18 protein-coding genes and 1 tRNA gene are annotated in these 15,013 nt (G+C 67.9%); 14 read left to right on the forward strand and 5 right to left on the reverse strand.

What is annotated here, in order from left to right; translation table 11 throughout:
• Window positions 1–168: 168 nt before the first annotated feature.
• Window positions 169–708 (forward strand): HD domain-containing protein, encoded by a 540-nt coding sequence (locus QH283_RS12010; RefSeq protein WP_280503085.1) that lies wholly within the window; start codon window positions 169–171, stop codon window positions 706–708.
• Here QH283_RS12010 and QH283_RS12015 read toward each other — a convergent pair.
• Complete coding sequence (locus tag QH283_RS12015; RefSeq protein WP_280503086.1) at window positions 696–1,163, reverse strand: NUDIX hydrolase; 468 nt, start codon at window positions 1,161–1,163, stop codon at window positions 696–698. The two genes, QH283_RS12010 and QH283_RS12015, sit on opposite strands and share 13 nt — an antisense overlap.
• On the reverse strand, window positions 1,160–1,921 hold the full coding sequence (locus QH283_RS12020; RefSeq protein ID WP_280503087.1) for a DUF5919 domain-containing protein: 762 nt from the start codon (window positions 1,919–1,921) through the stop codon (window positions 1,160–1,162). The genes QH283_RS12015 and QH283_RS12020 overlap by 4 nt, the downstream gene beginning before the upstream one ends.
• Before the next feature lie 147 nt (window positions 1,922–2,068).
• On the opposite strand from QH283_RS12020, the gene QH283_RS12025 reads away from it, so the two are divergent.
• From QH283_RS12025 to QH283_RS12075, 11 genes are all read left to right on the forward strand, one after another.
• Window positions 2,069–2,506 carry a hypothetical protein gene (locus QH283_RS12025; RefSeq protein ID WP_280503088.1) on the forward strand — a complete coding sequence of 146 codons (438 nt, stop codon included), beginning with the start codon at window positions 2,069–2,071 and terminating at the stop codon, window positions 2,504–2,506.
• 2 nt (window positions 2,507–2,508) lie between these two features.
• Entirely contained in the window at window positions 2,509–2,736 is a 228-nt protein-coding gene (locus QH283_RS12030) for a hypothetical protein (protein ID WP_280503089.1), read from the forward strand.
• A gap of 2 nt (window positions 2,737–2,738) precedes the next feature.
• Window positions 2,739–3,425 carry a DUF2637 domain-containing protein gene (locus QH283_RS12035; protein WP_280503090.1) on the forward strand — a complete coding sequence of 229 codons (687 nt, stop codon included), beginning with the start codon at window positions 2,739–2,741 and terminating at the stop codon, window positions 3,423–3,425.
• Window positions 3,425–3,703, forward strand: a complete 279-nt coding sequence (locus QH283_RS12040; protein ID WP_280503091.1) for a hypothetical protein — start codon at window positions 3,425–3,427, stop codon at window positions 3,701–3,703. The genes QH283_RS12035 and QH283_RS12040 overlap by 1 nt, the downstream gene beginning before the upstream one ends.
• Window positions 3,703–5,019, forward strand: coding sequence for an FtsK/SpoIIIE domain-containing protein (locus QH283_RS12045; RefSeq protein WP_280503092.1), 1,317 nt, complete (start codon window positions 3,703–3,705; stop codon window positions 5,017–5,019). The genes QH283_RS12040 and QH283_RS12045 overlap by 1 nt, the downstream gene beginning before the upstream one ends.
• A 49-nt stretch (window positions 5,020–5,068) precedes the next feature.
• The gene (locus QH283_RS12050) at window positions 5,069–5,248 is read left to right on the forward strand and encodes a hypothetical protein (protein ID WP_280503093.1); all 180 of its coding nucleotides are present in this window, start codon (window positions 5,069–5,071) and stop codon (window positions 5,246–5,248) included.
• The gene (locus QH283_RS12055) at window positions 5,245–5,385 is read left to right on the forward strand and encodes a hypothetical protein (RefSeq protein ID WP_280503094.1); all 141 of its coding nucleotides are present in this window, start codon (window positions 5,245–5,247) and stop codon (window positions 5,383–5,385) included. Before QH283_RS12050 ends, QH283_RS12055 begins: the two co-directional genes overlap by 4 nt.
• A gap of 2 nt (window positions 5,386–5,387) precedes the next feature.
• On the forward strand, window positions 5,388–6,029 hold the full coding sequence (locus tag QH283_RS12060; protein ID WP_280503095.1) for a hypothetical protein: 642 nt from the start codon (window positions 5,388–5,390) through the stop codon (window positions 6,027–6,029).
• Window positions 6,026–7,729 (forward strand): replication initiator, encoded by a 1,704-nt coding sequence (locus QH283_RS12065; RefSeq protein WP_280503096.1) that lies wholly within the window; start codon window positions 6,026–6,028, stop codon window positions 7,727–7,729. The genes QH283_RS12060 and QH283_RS12065 overlap by 4 nt, the downstream gene beginning before the upstream one ends.
• A gap of 98 nt (window positions 7,730–7,827) precedes the next feature.
• On the forward strand, window positions 7,828–7,947 hold the full coding sequence (locus QH283_RS30310) for a helix-turn-helix transcriptional regulator (RefSeq protein WP_432420715.1): 120 nt from the start codon (window positions 7,828–7,830) through the stop codon (window positions 7,945–7,947).
• A gap of 254 nt (window positions 7,948–8,201) precedes the next feature.
• The gene (locus tag QH283_RS12075; protein ID WP_197534140.1) at window positions 8,202–9,158 is read left to right on the forward strand and encodes a tyrosine-type recombinase/integrase; all 957 of its coding nucleotides are present in this window, start codon (window positions 8,202–8,204) and stop codon (window positions 9,156–9,158) included.
• A 16-nt stretch (window positions 9,159–9,174) separates the two neighbouring features.
• On the opposite strand, the gene QH283_RS12080 is transcribed toward QH283_RS12075, so the two are convergent.
• Together QH283_RS12080 and QH283_RS12085 are read right to left on the reverse strand one after the other, a co-directional pair.
• Window positions 9,175–9,247 (reverse strand) — tRNA-Arg (locus tag QH283_RS12080).
• Between the two features lie 144 nt (window positions 9,248–9,391).
• Entirely contained in the window at window positions 9,392–11,029 is a 1,638-nt protein-coding gene (locus QH283_RS12085; RefSeq protein WP_280503097.1) for a long-chain fatty acid--CoA ligase, read from the reverse strand.
• A gap of 183 nt (window positions 11,030–11,212) precedes the next feature.
• Here QH283_RS12085 and QH283_RS12090 point away from each other — a divergent pair, with 183 nt between their 5' ends.
• Complete coding sequence (locus QH283_RS12090) at window positions 11,213–12,355, forward strand: acyl-CoA dehydrogenase family protein (protein ID WP_280503098.1); 1,143 nt, start codon at window positions 11,213–11,215, stop codon at window positions 12,353–12,355.
• Window positions 12,356–12,432: 77 nt separating this feature from the next.
• Window positions 12,433–13,938, forward strand: a complete 1,506-nt coding sequence (locus tag QH283_RS12095; protein ID WP_280503099.1) for a flavin-containing monooxygenase — start codon at window positions 12,433–12,435, stop codon at window positions 13,936–13,938.
• A 119-nt stretch (window positions 13,939–14,057) separates the two neighbouring features.
• Here the strand turns inward: QH283_RS12095 and QH283_RS12100 are convergent, their stop codons facing one another.
• Window positions 14,058–14,450 carry an SCO5389 family protein gene (locus tag QH283_RS12100; protein WP_280503100.1) on the reverse strand — a complete coding sequence of 131 codons (393 nt, stop codon included), beginning with the start codon at window positions 14,448–14,450 and terminating at the stop codon, window positions 14,058–14,060.
• Between the last annotated feature and the right edge of the window lie 563 nt (window positions 14,451–15,013).

A 15,013-nucleotide genomic window follows, 5' to 3' on the forward strand; every position in this document is an offset into this window, starting at 1 on the left:
ATGGGGGCGCCGCCGCGCCCGCGCGGGGGGGGGGGCGGATTTTCTCCCCGTGGGGGGGGGGTGGGGGGGGGGGGCGGGGGGGTTTGCGCCGCCGCAGGCGCTCTTGATCCTGTATGGCGGAATTCGGCAGTTGAAGCACTCGTCAGATGCGGTCGATACGGTTGTGTCATGGCTGTGGACCTCGTTAGCTGGGCAGCGGAGACTGCTCGTGCGCACCTGACCGTGCTGCCGCGTCGCCTGCGGCATGTGGAAGGCGTAGCGGGTCGTGCGGCACTAGCGGGGCCGGTGGTGGATGACGCGGAGCTACTGGTGGCGGCCGGGTGGCTGCATGACATCGGCTACTCCCCTGCTCTGGTGCGAACCGGATTTCATCCGATCGACGGTGCTGCCTTCCTCGAGTCGATCGGCGCGTCTGACCGGCTTTGCGCGCTGGTGGCGAACCATTCATGCGCTTGCATCGAGGCACGCAACCGCGAGCTGGCGATCGACTGGGAGGACGAACAGACTCCGTTGAGAGATGCGCTGTGGTGGGCGGATATGACAACCACAGCGGACGGGGTGACTACCACCGTGGACGATCGGCTGGCCGACATCTATCGCCGGTACGGCGCCGAACATGTTGTGGCCCGGTCTATCCGCGAGGCCGAACCGATCATCCGCGCTGTGGCGCAACGCACCGACGAGCGGCTCCGCAATCAGGTGAAGTAGGTCCGGCCAGGGGCTTGAAGGCCGCGGTCGATCCTCTGACGCATCGACGGGTGGATGTGCAGATCGCTCAGTTCGTCGGGGGCGACCCATTGAACCGCCTTCGACTCCGAGCTCGTCCGCGGTGTTCCGCCGATCGGCTCGGCTGCGAAGCAGATGGAGAACTCCTGTCGGACTTCGCCATCGGTGTAGGCGATGACGTGGCCGGGGTCGGAGAAGATGCCGAGCACTTCGGTGGGGCGTACGTTGATGCCGGTTTCTTCGGCAACTTCGCGGACGACGGCTTCGGCGACCGTTTCGCCTACCTCCATGCCGCCGCCCGGCAGTGAGAACAGGTCGTTGTCGGTGCGGTGGATCATCAGGATTCGACCGGCCTCGTCCTGAACGAAGGCACTGACAGCGACCTTGAGGCTGTTCGCGGGCGGTGCGGCGGGATCGTTGAGGTAGTCGGTCCTCATGCTGCGCCTCCCTCGACCACAGACTTCGGCACCGCCTGCGACCAGACCTGCTCGAAGCTGGTCAGGTAGGTGTCGAACAAGTCTCCGCCCGCCAACCGACGCAGGTGCATGGCGGGGGCATAGGCGCCGGGCTGGCCGTAGACGTGCATGTTCACGATCATCTCGTCGTCGAACCGGAACACCGAGTTGTACAGGGTCGTGTCGTGGTAGCGCAGCTCCACGCCGTCGATGCTGGCCAGCGGTTCGACCAGCGCCAGGGCGTTCCTGATCCGCGCCGAAACGGTGCCCTCGGCCAGGCGCTCTTCGCTGCTGCGCTTGGCAACCTCGGCCGCGGCCGGGTTCCCGAACAGAAACCGGATCGAGGTTCCGGCAGCCGCCTTCTGACGGATCAGCTTGGCGAATGACGGGTCTTCGGCGAGGAAAAGGCCGGCCAAAACCAAGACCTCGATCCGGTCATGAGCGTTGGACAGCAAGCGGAGCCACAAGTCACTCGGCACCGAATGCCTGTGCGGGTAGACCTTCACGACTTCCGATTCGGCAATCGCCTCACGCCGCTCCGGAGCTACGGCGTCGGGCCACAGGTAGCGCTCGGTCTCCTTCACCAGGGCGGCGACCGCGTGCCGGTGGCGCGGGTACGGGACACGTCCCTTCGTGATCCAGCGCTCGACGGTCTTCTGATCGACGCCGGTCACTTCGGCAACGTGACTGAGGTCGAGTCCGTTTCTCAGCAACGCTTCGCGCAGACGCTCGTTCGCCATCTCATCTCCGATCCCGGCGACCACTAGGGACGTCTTCAGAGTACGCAGGACGTCCCAAGAAGTCCATCTATGTAGTCCTGGTGTCGTCGGAATTCCCGGAAAGTACTGGCCATCAAGTGATTCGGCCTACTTCAAGGAGTGAATGAGATGGCTCTCAAAGATGTGTGGTTCCGCCCGGACTTCCACGAGGCGTTCCCGAAGGGTCTGTTCCTGCTGGGTGAGATCGAGCCGGTGACCGAGTTCAGCCGGGACCGCAACGCGCCGAAGGTGCAGAAGCTGGACTTCGACTTCGACGGCAACGGCACGGGCAAGCGGTTGTGGAAGGGCACGGTCACCGATCCGTGCGCCTCGAACTCGAAGAACGCCGCCATCGACGTGACGTTCGTGGCCGATGTGCAGCCGGTGCCCGCGGCGCCGGAGATCGTGCCGGGCATGACCCCGATCGAGCTGGAGGGGTTGATGGTCAAGCCGAAGGTCACCGGCTCCGGTGAGTTCAAGTCGATCGGGTGGACGGTGCGGGCCACGGGCATCAAGGGCGACAACTCCGGCGCCAAGACCAACCCGGCCTCGAACAAGGCGGCCTGATCATGTCGTTCTTCAGCAACCATGTCTCCGGGTTCGACGGGATCGCGGTCGCCTACTCCCCGGAGCGGGACGGCGAAGTCCGTCGGGTTCCGGCCTCGGTGGTCATCGAGCTGGCTGGTACCAACGCCTGGCTGTATCTGAGCATCGAGGATGCTCGTTCGCTGCTGGCTCAGCTGCCGGGTGTGTTGGCCGAGCACGACACGGCCGTGGCTTCGGATAAGGCGGCCTGATCATGGGTGCGGCGGGCCAGGCGGCGGCGATGCGTTACGCGCGTTGGTCCGCCGCAGCCATCATCGTCGGCGTGGGTGCGGCAGCGTTCCGGCTGTCGTACTCCACCCTCAAAGACCTCGCGGTCCTCGCCCACATCCCCGCGCAGGATGCGTGGTTGTTCCCGCTGATCGTTGACGGCACGATCCTGCTCGCCACGTTCGGGGTGCTGGTGTGCCCCGGTCGGGAACGCCGGTTCTTCCTCGCGGTCCTGGTCATCGGGTCGGCGGTGTCGGTGGCGGGCAACAGCCTGCACGCGGTCGCCAACGGGCAACCGCTCCCGGCGTGGGCGTCGGCCATCGTCGCGGCGATCGCTCCGGTCTCGCTGCTGGCCGACACGCATGGCCTGGCGGTGCTGTTCCGCGTCGCGCATCGGCCCACGGTCCCGGAGCCGAAACCCGAAACCGTCGCGGCCGTCGAGCCCGAACCCGAGTCCGAGCCTATGTCGGTGTCGGTGTCGGTGCCGGAAGTGCCGGCCGAATTGCCCGAGCCGGAACCGGTAGCGCCCGAGCCGGTGGCTGCACCGATTCCGGTTGCTGCCGATCCGGTTCCTTCTCCGGTGCGTGTGGCTGCGCCGGTCAAATCTGTTCGTTCTTCGCGACCCGTGCAGCAGCCGATGCTGCCGATCGCGGTTCCCGTAGGGGGTCACTGATGTTCTCGTTCTCTTCTCTCCTCACGGCCGTCGCTGTCCCGCTGGCGATCTCGGCTGCGGTCCCGGCCACAGCGGTCGCCGACACCAACCCGGATGACTGCGTCATGTTCTGCGAGCAGCCCACCGAACAGCAGCCCGGCCCGGATGGGTGCGTGCTGTTGTGCCAGCCGCCCGCGGTCCTCGAGGGGCGCGCCGATGAGTGCGTGATGCTGTGCGACCAGCCCGAGACCCCGTTTCCCTCGGTCTCCCTGACCGCCACCGGACTCGGGGAGGACTGATGTCGAACCTCGTCAGCCTGTTCACCGCCGGTTCGGCTGTCGCGGCGGTCGGTGGCATGGCCTGGATGCGCTGGGCCAGCGACACCCCTTCCCGGCCGGTCACAGCCGAAGATATCGCCGATGCCGCCCCGGCCGGATTGCGCACCGCGGTCTACGTCCTGGCCGATCCCGGACAGACGAACCTGATGTTCTCTGCGCTCGGCTTGGGCTCCCTCGACGGCGGGTTCCCGCACGTGGACAGCTACGACTACACCGAGCACGGCCTCTACGTCGACATCCTCATGTTGGGTGGCCAGTCCTTCACCGACTGGTCCAACGACGAAACCCTTGCCCAGTTCGCCACCTACTTCTCTGTTCCCGAGGTCACCGCCTCCTCGCCCGTACCGTCCTGGGTGCGTTTGCACGTGCGCACCCACGACACCCTCGCTGTCCCGGCGCCGTCCCCGTTCGGTGACCGGCATCGGGTCGACCTCGAGGCGGTCCCGGTCGGCGTCACCGAATCCCACGACCTGTGGCGGCTGCGAGTCCTCTACGGCCACATCCTGCTCGCCGGTGCCACCGGTTCCGGGAAGGGCTCGGTGATCTGGTCCATCCTCGGCGGCCTGGGTCCGGCGATCCGGGCCGGGCTGGTGGATGTGTGGATGGCCGACCCGAAAGGCGGGGTCGAGTTCGGGCGCGGGGAGGGCCGGTTGTTCGTCCGGTTCGCCACCGACGCCGAAACCATCGTCGCCATGCTCAAAGAAGCCGTGGAGGTGCTGCGGGAGCGGTTGGCGTTCATGCGCGCCAACGGGATTCGCAAGCACGTCCCCACCCCGGAGGCGCCGCTGATCCTCGTGATCATCGATGAGGCTGCGGCCTTGTCCTCGTATGCGGATCGCGACACTCAGCAGGAGTTCCGGCGCCTGACCGGCCTTCTGTTGTCGCAGGGTCGTGCGGCCGGGGTCTCGGTGATCGCCGCGTTGCAGGACCCGTCCAAGGAGACGATGCCGAACCGGCAGCTGTTCCCCATCCGCATCGGCCTCCGGTTGGATGAGCCGACGCAGGTGGCGATGGTCCACGGCCAAGGCGCCCGCGACCGGGGTGCCCGCTGCGACCGCATCAGCGAGGCGACTCCGGGTGTCGGCTACGTGGGTGAGGACGGCACGACCGAGTTCGTGCGGGTGCGCGCGTTCTGGGTGTCCGACGATGCCGCCGACGCGATCGTGGACGCCTACTCCCCGGCCCCGCAGATCAGCGGCCCGGTCGAGGACTACTCGGATTTCGACCCCGACGACCTCGGCGACGGCGACACCGGCACCTCGCCCGCCGCGGCCTGACCTGAGCCCGGCATCCCATCTCGCCTACTCCCGGAAGGGCTTTCCTCTGATGAGCAACCGCTACGACTCCAACGTGATCGACCTGGCAGCCCGTCGCCGCTGCCAGCTCGAAGCCCGCGGCCTGGACCCGATCACGGTCGCGGTCCACGTCCTGGCCGAGACCGGCACTCCGATGGCATTGCCTGCCAGCGACGGCTACGACGACGGTGACGGCGGGTGGGCGGCATGACAGTGCGCAAACCCGTTTCCGCGCAGCCTGATTCGGCCGAGAAGGTTCCGGAGAAGAAGGGTCGCCGGACGAAGCGGGTCGACCTGCACGCCCTGTCGCCGAACCAACTGGCCCTTTTCGATGAGGAAGACACCTAACGATGACCACCACCACAACGACCACCACCACGACCGGGCGTGACCCGCTCGACGTGATCGGCCTGGCCCTGCTCAACCTCGCCGGTGGCGTCCTCGTCGCTGTTGCGGTGGCGGCGTGGTGGGCGGTGCTGTTCCCGATGATCTCGCTCCCGCTCGCTCTTACCGTGGTCGCGGGTGTTCTGCTGCATCCGTTGGCCGGGGCCGGGGTGGCTGGTTGCTGGGTCGCGGGGATGGTGCTGTGGCGAGTGCGGAGCCCGCAGACCTTCGAGCGCTGGGTCACCGGCCGTGCCCGTGCCCGGTTCCTGGCCTGGTTCCGCTACCGCCGCCGCTGGGTGCGCCTGCTGACCGCCTGCCATCTCGTCGTTGTGGACGGCGACCGGGTGCGGGTGCCTCGACTCCAGGATGTGTGGATCGGTAAGGCCGATGACATCGTGCACGTGCGGATGGTGCCTGGCCACCGTCCCGACGACTACAGCGATCGCGCCGAGCAGCTGGCTCACGCGTTCGGTGCCGAAGAGTGCCGGGTCAAAGTGCTCGGTCCCGGCCTGGTCGAACTGAACTTCCGCTACCTCGATGCCCTCGCCGAACCGGTGAACCTCCCCCAGATCATCGACGGGGCCGACTGGACGAAGGACGCCGCATGAGCACCGAACCCACCGCGACCGAACCGGCACCCACCTCGGCCCGGCAAACCGCCGCCCAGCGTCGCGCCCTCCCGGATTTCACCGACGTCGCCCAGGCCACCGCCGAGAAGTTCGGCGTCTGCGTCCGCCCGATCACGATGCGCGCCTTCGACCCGAACACCGGCAAAGTCTCCTACGTCGGGTCACCCTGCAAATCCACGGTCGCCAGCGTGTGCAAGCCCTGCGCGGACAAAGCCCGCTGGCTGCGCATGACCCAATGCCGGGAAGGCTGGCACGCCGAAACCGAACCCGTGGACGAGACCCGCGAACCCTCGGACCTGCAAACCGAGCTGCTGGCCTATCGCGCCGATCTGGTGGCCGACTACCGCGCTGCACGCGAGGATGCCGACGACGAGTTGGCCGCCGAACTCGCCCGGCTGATCACCGAGACCGACGCCGAAATCCGTGAGTCCGGGTTCCGTGGCCCGCTCCCGCCACTCGATCCGACACCAAGGGCTCGTCGGGTGCGTTCCACCAAGCGCCGCCAGGACGTGCCCAACCTGCCCCGCAAGCGCATCGAACGGCGCACGGTCGGCCAGGTGATCGGCGGCTACCGGTCCTCGATGATGGTCACGCTCACCATGCCGTCCTACGGTCCGATCAACCGCGACGGCGCAGTGGACAGCGAGGGCAAGCCGTGCTCGGACGGGTCTCCGCGTGATCCGGAAACCTACGACTACGCCCGCGCTGCCCGCGACATCGTGCATTTCTCCAAGCTGGTGGACCGCTGGATTCAGAATCTCCGCCGCTGCGTCGGCTATGACGTGCAGTACTTCGCCACCGTGGAGCCGCAGAAACGCGGCGCCCCGCACCTGCACCTGCTACTGCGCGGCGCGATCTCCCGCGAAATCCTGCGCATGGTCACCGCGGCGACCTACCACCAGGTGTGGTGGCCGCACTTCGACCCCGAGCACGAGGTGTATTCCGGTGACCGGCTCCCGGTCTGGGATCACCGGCTCATGACCTTCGTGGACCCGGAGACCCGCCACCCGTTGACGGGCTGGGATGAGGCCCTGGACATCCTCGACAGCGTGGACGACCTCGAACCGGCGTACACGGTCCGGTTCGGCGAACGCATGGACCCCGGCCATATGCGCGGCTTCATACCCGGGGAGAAGGCCGACCGCGCGATCGGCTACGTGACCAAGTACCTCACCAAGTCGATCAGCGAAGTACTGGACACGACCTCGGCCCGCACGGCGGCCCACTACGACCGCCTGCACGCCGAGCTTCAACACACCCCGTGCTCGCCGCGCTGCCCGGTCTGGCTGCGCTACGGCATCGTGCCCAAGGGCGCCAGCGACAAAACGATCCCCGGCCGCTGCAAGGGTAAAGCGCACCGCCGTGACACCCTCGGCCTGCCCGGCCGCCGAGTCCTGGTCTCCCGCCGCTGGTCCGGCAAAACGCTGCCCGACCACAAGGCCGACCGTGCCGAGTTTGTTCGGCAACTGCTCGCCCAGGTGGGTATCAGCAAGCCGGATACCTCGCACTGGATCGTGCGCCCGGTCGAGCCTGGTGACCAGTCCGCCCCGCCTCGGGATCACCTGATCATGTCCGCCATCGCCCAACGCACGGCCTGGCGAGCGGAATACACACGTGCCCTACTGGCAGCGGGACCAACAGCAGCACAACGAAGTTCGGCAATCCCGATAGCAGCATAGAAAGGGGTGTTCCGATGGAGGCTGAAACCTACTTGCGGGCGAAGGACTGTGAGGCGTTGACCGGGATTCCGGAAGCGACCTGGAGGTGGTGGGCACACGTGGGCAAGGGACCGGCGAGCTTCAAACTCGGGCCGCGTCGTCGGGTGTGGCGCAAGTCGGTGGTTCTGGCCTGGATCGTCGAGCAGGAACAGCTGACCGGTACCGGTGAGGCCGCCTGATGGCTGTTCGGCGGAACCGGCGGGCAGGCGTCGAAGACCTCTGGACCAAGGAAGAACGCTGCCCCGATGGCACGGTGCATCGGGTGCCCTCCAAGCTGCATGGCAAGGGAAAGCGTTGGCGTGCAAGGTATGTCGACGGAACTGGCCGAGAGAACACGAAGCGGTTCGCTCGGAAGGTGGATGCGCAGTCGTGGCTTGACGCTCAGACGGCGGCAGTCGTGAGCGGGGTTCACGCGCCGCCGTCTGCTGGCCGTGTGACGGTCGATGTCATCGCTACCGCCTGGTTGGACAACCATCCGTCCTGGGAAGAATCGACGCGTTCCCGGTACCGGTCGGTGGTCGACGCCCACATTCGGCCTCGGTGGGGGAACGTCCGTGTCGCTGACCTTGCCCACGAGGAAATTCAGCAATGGGTGATCGAGCAGGTCTCGGGCGGTGCTGCTGGTGGCACCGTTCGGAAGAATCTGGGTGTGCTCTCGCAGATTTGCGACTATGCGGTGATCACGCGCCGCATCGCAGTGAACCCGTGTTCCACCGTGAATCGCCCGAAGCAACGACTTGCCAAGCGCCGGTACCTCTCCGGCATGGAGGTGGAGCGGTTGGCCGAACAGGCAGGCGGTAACTGGCTGACGGTCATGGTGTTGGCCTACTGCGGTCTGCGCTTCGCGGAGTTGGCGGGATTGCAGGTGTCGTCCGTGTCGTTGCAGCGCCGTCGCCTCCAGATCGAGCGCACGATTACCGAGGTTGACGGCGTGTTGGTGACGAAGGCCCCGAAGGATCATCAGCGGCGTAGTGTCCCGTTCCCGGCGTTTCTGGCAGAGCCTCTGGAACGGCATTTGGCGGGCCGTCGCCCCGACTCGGAGGTGTTCACGTCGAGCACGGGTGCGATTCTGCGGGTGCGGAACATGCGCCGCGCCTGGTGGGATGGGGCTGCCAAAGCCGCTGGTCTGGAGGGACTGACTCCGCACGAGATGCGGCACACCGCGGCGTCGCTGGCGGTCTCGCACGGTGCCTCGGTCCTGGCGTTGCAACGGATGCTCGGGCATGACAAGCCGAGTACGACGCTCGACTTCTACGCTGACCTCTTCGATGACGACTTGGATGAGGTCGCGTGCAAGCTCGACGCGGCCCGTACCGGCTTCGCTGCTGCGTACTCTCTGCGTACCGCGTCCGATCCGGCAACGGCTAGTCAGGGTAGGAAAACGGCCTGAACTGCATGTTTGTCTGTGCCCTCGGCAGGATTCGAACCTGCGACACCCGCTTTAGGAGAGCGGTGCTCTATCCCCTGAGCTACGAAGGCCGGTATGGACGAGCCAGAGTCTACCGGGTCCGGCCGCGCAGGGCCGAATTGTCCCGGGGGTGAGCCCGGCGGCGGGGTGGACCGCCGGGCTCGGAGCGCGCGTTCGGGGGTGGTGACGGCGCCCCGGTCCGGGAGGGCGAGCGGTCAGTCGAGGGTGATGACGTCGAGGTCGCCGTCGGCGTAGCGGGTGCGAAGGGCCTTCTTGTCGAACTTGCCGACGCTGGTCTTGGGGACCTCGTCGATGAAGGCCCAGCGCTCGGGCAACTGCCACTTGGCGAACTTGCCTGCGAGGAAGTCGCGGAGTTCGGCGGGGGTGGCGGTGGCGCCGTCGGCCAGGACGATGGCGCACAGGGGGCGCTCGTCCCACTTCTCGTCGGGGACGCCGATGACGGAGGCCTCGGCGACGGCGGGGTGGCCCATGACGGCGTTCTCCAGGTCGACCGAGGAGATCCACTCGCCGCCGGACTTGATGACGTCCTTGGAGCGGTCAACCAGGGTCAGGTAGCCGTTGGGGGTGATCTTGCCGACGTCGCCGGTGCGCAGCCAGCCGTCGTCGAACTTGTCGGGGTCGACCTGGGTGCCGTCGGGGGAGTAGTAGGAGCCGGTGATCCACGGGCCGCGGACCTGCAACTCGCCGAGGGACTTGCCGTCGTTGGGGACGACCTTGCCCTCGTCGTCGACCAGGCGGGCCTGGACGGCGGCGGGGAAGCGGCCCTGGGTGTAGCGGTACTCCCACTCCTCCTCGCCGGTGACGCCTGCCGGCGGGTTGGCGACGGAGCCGAGCGGGGAGGTCTCGGTCATGCCCCAGGCGTGCAGGACGCGCACGCCGTGCTTCTCCTGGAAGGCGCGCATGAGCGAGGGCGGGACGGCGGCGCCACCGACGACGGCGGTGCGCAGGTGCGAGATGTCCTGCGGCTCGGCCGACAGCGCGGCCAGCACGCCGCCCCAGATGGTGGGCACGGCGGCGGCGAAAGTGGGCTTCTGGTGGGCCATCATCTCCAGCAGCGGGCCGGGCTGCAGGAAGCGGTCGGGCATGAGCATGTCGGCGCCGGACATCAGCGCGGCGTAGGGCATGCCCCAGGCGTTGGCGTGGAAGAGCGGCACGATGCTGAGCACGGTGTCGGTGCCGCTGAGGCCCATGCTCATCGGGGTGAGCACCTGCATGGCGTGCAGCCAGTTGGAGCGGTGCGAGTAGACGACGCCCTTGGGGGCGCCGGTGGTGCCGGAGGTGTAGCACATGGCGGCGGCTTCGCGCTCGTCCACGACCGGGTAGTCGTAGGTGTCGGGCTGACCGGCGAGCAGTTCGGTGTAGGAGTGCACCGTGACGCCCTCGGGCGCGGTGAGCTCGGTCGCGTCGCCGTTGGCCACGATGACGTGGCTGACGGTCTTCAGCTCCGGCAGGATCTGGCCGAACAGCGGCAGCAGCGAGCCGTCGACGATGACGACCTTGTCCTCGGCGTGGTTGGCCACGTAGACCAGCTGCTCGGGGAACAGGCGGATGTTGAGCGCGTGCAGCACGGCGCCCATGGCGGGCACGCCGATGTAGGCGACCATGTGCTCGTTGTTGTTCCACATGAAGGTGCCGACGCGGTCGCCGCGGCCGACGCCGAGGCCGGTCAGCGCGTTGGCCAGCTGGGCGGCCTGGGCGCCGAGCTCGCGGTAGGTGATGGTGCGCACCCCGGTGCCGGTCCACGTGGAGACGGTGCTGTCGCCCTGGAAGGTCGACGCGTATCGCAGCAGCGTCGTGAGCGAGAGCGACTCGTCCTGCATGGTGCTCAACATGTGGCGGGAACTCCTAACTAGTCGGCGGCAGCTGCTCGCACTGTCCTGGGAGACGACCCGGGACGGCGATGAGCCACGTCACACCGGGATGCTACGCCCGACAAGGGTGTCCGAAGCCATACTTGCGCGGCTACCCCCGAACGGGGGTGACCCGCGTCGCGGCGGGGCAGGTAGAAAAGTCCCATGCCAGTGGACCGGATGCTGCCCACCCAGGAGGCGGGCGACCTGCTCGACCTGACCCGCGAGATCGCCGACAAGGTGCTCGAGCCGCGGGCGGCCGAATGCGAGAAGACCGAGACCTATCCCGAGGAGGTCTTCCCCGCCCTCGGCGCCGCCGGGCTGCTGAGCCTGCCGTACCCGGAGGAGTTCGGTGGCGGCGGCCAGCCGTACGAGGTGTACCTCCAGGTGCTGGAGGAGCTGGCCGCGCGCTGGGCGGCGGTCGCGGTGGCGGTGAGCGTGCACAGCCTGTCGTGCCATCCGCTGTTCGCCTTCGGCTCCGACGAGCAGAAGGACCGCTGGCTGGGCGAGATGCTGTCCGGCACGACCGTCGGCGCCTACAGCCTGTCCGAGCCGCACGCCGGTTCCGACGCGGCCGCGCTGCGCTGCCGGGCCACCGAGGTCGACGGCGGCTACCGGATCAACGGCTCGAAGGCGTGGATCACCCACGGCGGCCGGGCCGACTTCTACACCCTGTTCGCGCGCACCGGTGAGGGCTCGCGCGGGGTCTCCTGCTTCCTGGTGCCCAAGGACGCCGAGGGCCTGTCGTTCGGCAAGCCCGAGGAGAAGATGGGCCTGCGCGCGGTGCCGACCACCACCGCCGCCTACGACGACGTGTTCCTCCCCGACGAGCGGCTGATCGGCGCGGAAGGACAGGGCCTGACCATCGCGTTCAGCGCGCTGGACTCCGGCCGCCTCGGCATCGCCGCGGTCGCCACCGGCCTGGCCCAGCGTGCCCTGGACGACGCGGTGGCCTACGCCAAGGAGCGTCAGGCGTTCGGCAAGAACATCATCGACCACCAGGGCCTCGGCTTCCTGCTCGCCGATATGGCGGCGGCGGTGGACTCCGCGCGCGCCACCTACCTGGACGCCGCGCGCCGCCGCGACGCCGGGCTGCCGTACTCGCGGCAGGCGAGCGTGGCGAAGCTGGTGGCCACCGACGCGGCCATGAAGGTCACCACCGACGCGGTGCAGGTGTTCGGCGGCTACGGCTACACCCAGGACTTCCCGGTGGAGCGCTACATGCGCGAGGCGAAGGTCATGCAGATCTTCGAGGGCACGAACCAGATCCAGCGGCTCGTCATCGCCCGCCGGCTGGCCGGCGGGTGAGTGGCACTCGCGGGTGAGTGACGGCGGGGGCCGTCGGCCCCTGTGCCCGGCGGTGGTCCTGCGCCTAGGCTCGGGCCATGACAACGTCGTCCGTGCTGATCATCGGGGCCGGTTTCGCCGGCATGGGCCTGGCGCTGGAACTGCTGCGCCACGGGTTCGACGATTTCGTCGTCCTGGAGCGCGCCGCCGATCTGGGCGGGGTGTGGCGCGAGAACACCTATCCCGGCGCGGCCTGCGACATCCCCTCGCCGTTGTATTCGTATTCGTTCGAGCCGCGCTCGGACTGGCCGCGCCGGTTCTCCGAGCAGCGCGACATCCACGAATACATGCACGGGGTGGCCCGCAAATACCGGCTGGAGCGTTTCATCCGGTTCGGCACCGAGGTCACCGACGCCGAATTCGACGAGGCCACGGGCACCTGGACGGTCACCACCGCCGACGGGCAACGGCTGACCACGACCCTCCTCGTGCCCGCGGTCGGACAGCTGTCGCGGCCGGCGCTGCCGAACATTCCCGGCATCGACACCTTCGCCGGGCCGTCGTTCCATTCCGCCGAATGGGACCACTCGATCGACCTGACCGGGAAGCGGGTGGCGTGCATCGGCACCGGCGCCAGCGCCATCCAGTACATTCCGCGCATTCAGCCGCTGGCGCTGGAATTGACGCTGTTCCAGCGTTCGGCGGCGTGGGTGCTGCCCAAACCCGACGTGGAGTATTCGCCCCTGCATCACAGGCTGTTCCGCTACGTGCCGCCGGTGCGGCTGGCCGAGCGGTTCCTGATCTGGCTGATCTTCGAGGTCCTCGCCCTCGGCTTGACCGATCTGCCCGGGATGAAGGGGCCGGTGGTGGCGCTGGCGAACCGGCACCGCGAGACGCAGGTGCCCGACCCGCGACTGCGGGCCGCGCTGACCCCCGACTACGAGCCGGGCTGTAAGCGCGCGCTGTTCTCCAACGACTATTTCCCGGCGCTGGGGCAGGCCAATGTCACGGTGGAGACCACGGGCATCGCCGAGATCACCCCGACCGGGGTGCGCACCGTCGACGGCGTGCAGCATCCGGCGGATGTGATCGTCTACGGCACCGGATTCAAGGGGACCGAATTCCTGGCGCCGATGAACATCTACGGACTCGGCGGGGCGAAGCTGGCCGATGTGTGGGGCGAGCAGGGCGCCCGCGCCTATCTCGGCATGTCGGTGCCGCGTTTCCCGAATCTGTTCATGATGTACGGGCCGAACACCAATGTCGGCGCGGGCTCGATCGTCTACATGCTGGAATCGCAGGCGCGCTACATCCGGCAGGTGGTCGACCATCTCACCTCGCGGCCGGGGCGGCATCTGGCGGTGCGCGCGGACGTGGAGCAGAACTGGGACGACTGGTTGCAGCGGCGGTTGAAGAACACGCCGTGGAATTTCTGCTCGAGCTGGTATCGCAACGCGGCCGGGCGGATCACCAACAACTGGCCCGGCGTCACCGCCCTGTTCCGGTGGAAGACGCGACGGTTCGATCCGGCGGACTACGAGATCGGGCAGGCTCCGGTCCGATCGGCGCGCGGGTCCGATCGGGTAGGGGACGGGCAAGCCTGATCAGGGCGGGACTGAGCAGGGCGGGACTGAGCAGGGCGCACGTGACACCGCCCGGCACGTGGCACGTGCCGGGCGGTGGGCTCACCGACGATCATTCGACGACGATCATTCGACGACGATCAGCAGTTGCGCAGCTCCGGGCTCTGGTTGAGCAGCTGCGCGCGGGGGCTGATGAACGTGGAATAGGTGTCGCCGCCGACCGAGGCCAGCGGGAAGGCAGCCACGCGGTGGCAGTTCTGGAAGGCCAGCTTGACGCCGAAGTGGCGCTCGAGGCCGCCGCGGATGGCGTCGGAGGCCAGCGCGCGCAACAGCTCGCCGCGGGCCTGCTCGTCGGGCGGGGCGATCGAGTTGTCGGCGAATTCCGCCGTGCCCGTGCGCAACTCGCTCACGACCCGGCTGACCACCTCCCAGGCGTAGGGCAGTGAGTTCTTCACGCAGTCGACGAACTCGGCATCGTCGATCTCGCCGCGTTCGGCGCGTTCGAGCAGGGCGGCGGGCACATCGAGACTCATGACGCTCTCCTCCAGGAAGTCGGGTGCGGTGCCCGTCCGAGTCTAAACGAAAATTGTTGTCAACAAGACTGGATTCGCGCCAAAAGTGTTTTGCCGGGCCGACTTTCGCCTCCGTGTGCGGATGTGCTTGCATCTGTGTGGCCGCGCGGACGGGCGGAGAACGTCATGTGCCGGTAACCGCTGTGACATGCGCCTCAGGAGCTGCCCGAGTCGGAAGGTTGCGAAATGGTCACGACGGGGTAGAGTTCCCGTCACAACGGATGCCGAAACGTTACAGATTGTGACCATCGGACGATCTCCGACGACATGCTCGTCCGGGGTGAACAGCTGTGACGCAGCGGCGTTCGTTGGCAACTTTCGTAGGACGGACGCGAGGACGCACCAATGTCGCAGCACCGAGTAGGCCCCAGTTCCATCACCGTCGACAGCCTTCTCGACGCCGAAGGCCGGGGAGCCACCGCGCTCGCGACTCGCCCCACCCGTCACCGCGCCGCGCCCGCCCAGGGGGAGCGCATCCGCGCCGCCGCGGGCGCCGCTGTGGCCGGCGCCGCGCTGGTCGGCGT

This window comes from Nocardia farcinica (genome assembly GCF_029867845.1).
GTDB lineage: Bacteria > Actinomycetota > Actinomycetes > Mycobacteriales > Mycobacteriaceae > Nocardia > Nocardia farcinica_A.

Excerpts from the sequence above, each read along its gene's own strand:
- QH283_RS12010 (WP_280503085.1), top strand. The coding sequence starts at position 169 with ATGGCTGTGGACCTCGTTAGCTGGGCAGCGGAGACTGCTCGTGCGCAC.
- QH283_RS12015 (WP_280503086.1), bottom strand. The coding sequence starts at position 1,163 with ATGAGGACCGACTACCTCAACGATCCCGCCGCACCGCCCGCGAACAGC.
- QH283_RS12020 (WP_280503087.1), bottom strand. The coding sequence starts at position 1,921 with ATGGCGAACGAGCGTCTGCGCGAAGCGTTGCTGAGAAACGGACTCGAC.
- QH283_RS12025 (WP_280503088.1), top strand. The coding sequence starts at position 2,069 with ATGGCTCTCAAAGATGTGTGGTTCCGCCCGGACTTCCACGAGGCGTTC.
- QH283_RS12030 (WP_280503089.1), top strand. The coding sequence starts at position 2,509 with ATGTCGTTCTTCAGCAACCATGTCTCCGGGTTCGACGGGATCGCGGTC.
- QH283_RS12035 (WP_280503090.1), top strand. The coding sequence starts at position 2,739 with ATGGGTGCGGCGGGCCAGGCGGCGGCGATGCGTTACGCGCGTTGGTCC.
- QH283_RS12040 (WP_280503091.1), top strand. The coding sequence starts at position 3,425 with ATGTTCTCGTTCTCTTCTCTCCTCACGGCCGTCGCTGTCCCGCTGGCG.
- QH283_RS12045 (WP_280503092.1), top strand. The coding sequence starts at position 3,703 with ATGTCGAACCTCGTCAGCCTGTTCACCGCCGGTTCGGCTGTCGCGGCG.
- QH283_RS12050 (WP_280503093.1), top strand. The coding sequence starts at position 5,069 with ATGAGCAACCGCTACGACTCCAACGTGATCGACCTGGCAGCCCGTCGC.
- QH283_RS12055 (WP_280503094.1), top strand. The coding sequence starts at position 5,245 with ATGACAGTGCGCAAACCCGTTTCCGCGCAGCCTGATTCGGCCGAGAAG.
- QH283_RS12060 (WP_280503095.1), top strand. The coding sequence starts at position 5,388 with ATGACCACCACCACAACGACCACCACCACGACCGGGCGTGACCCGCTC.
- QH283_RS12065 (WP_280503096.1), top strand. The coding sequence starts at position 6,026 with ATGAGCACCGAACCCACCGCGACCGAACCGGCACCCACCTCGGCCCGG.
- QH283_RS12085 (WP_280503097.1), bottom strand. The coding sequence starts at position 11,029 with ATGTTGAGCACCATGCAGGACGAGTCGCTCTCGCTCACGACGCTGCTG.
- QH283_RS12090 (WP_280503098.1), top strand. The coding sequence starts at position 11,213 with ATGCCAGTGGACCGGATGCTGCCCACCCAGGAGGCGGGCGACCTGCTC.
- QH283_RS12095 (WP_280503099.1), top strand. The coding sequence starts at position 12,433 with ATGACAACGTCGTCCGTGCTGATCATCGGGGCCGGTTTCGCCGGCATG.
- QH283_RS12100 (WP_280503100.1), bottom strand. The coding sequence starts at position 14,450 with ATGAGTCTCGATGTGCCCGCCGCCCTGCTCGAACGCGCCGAACGCGGC.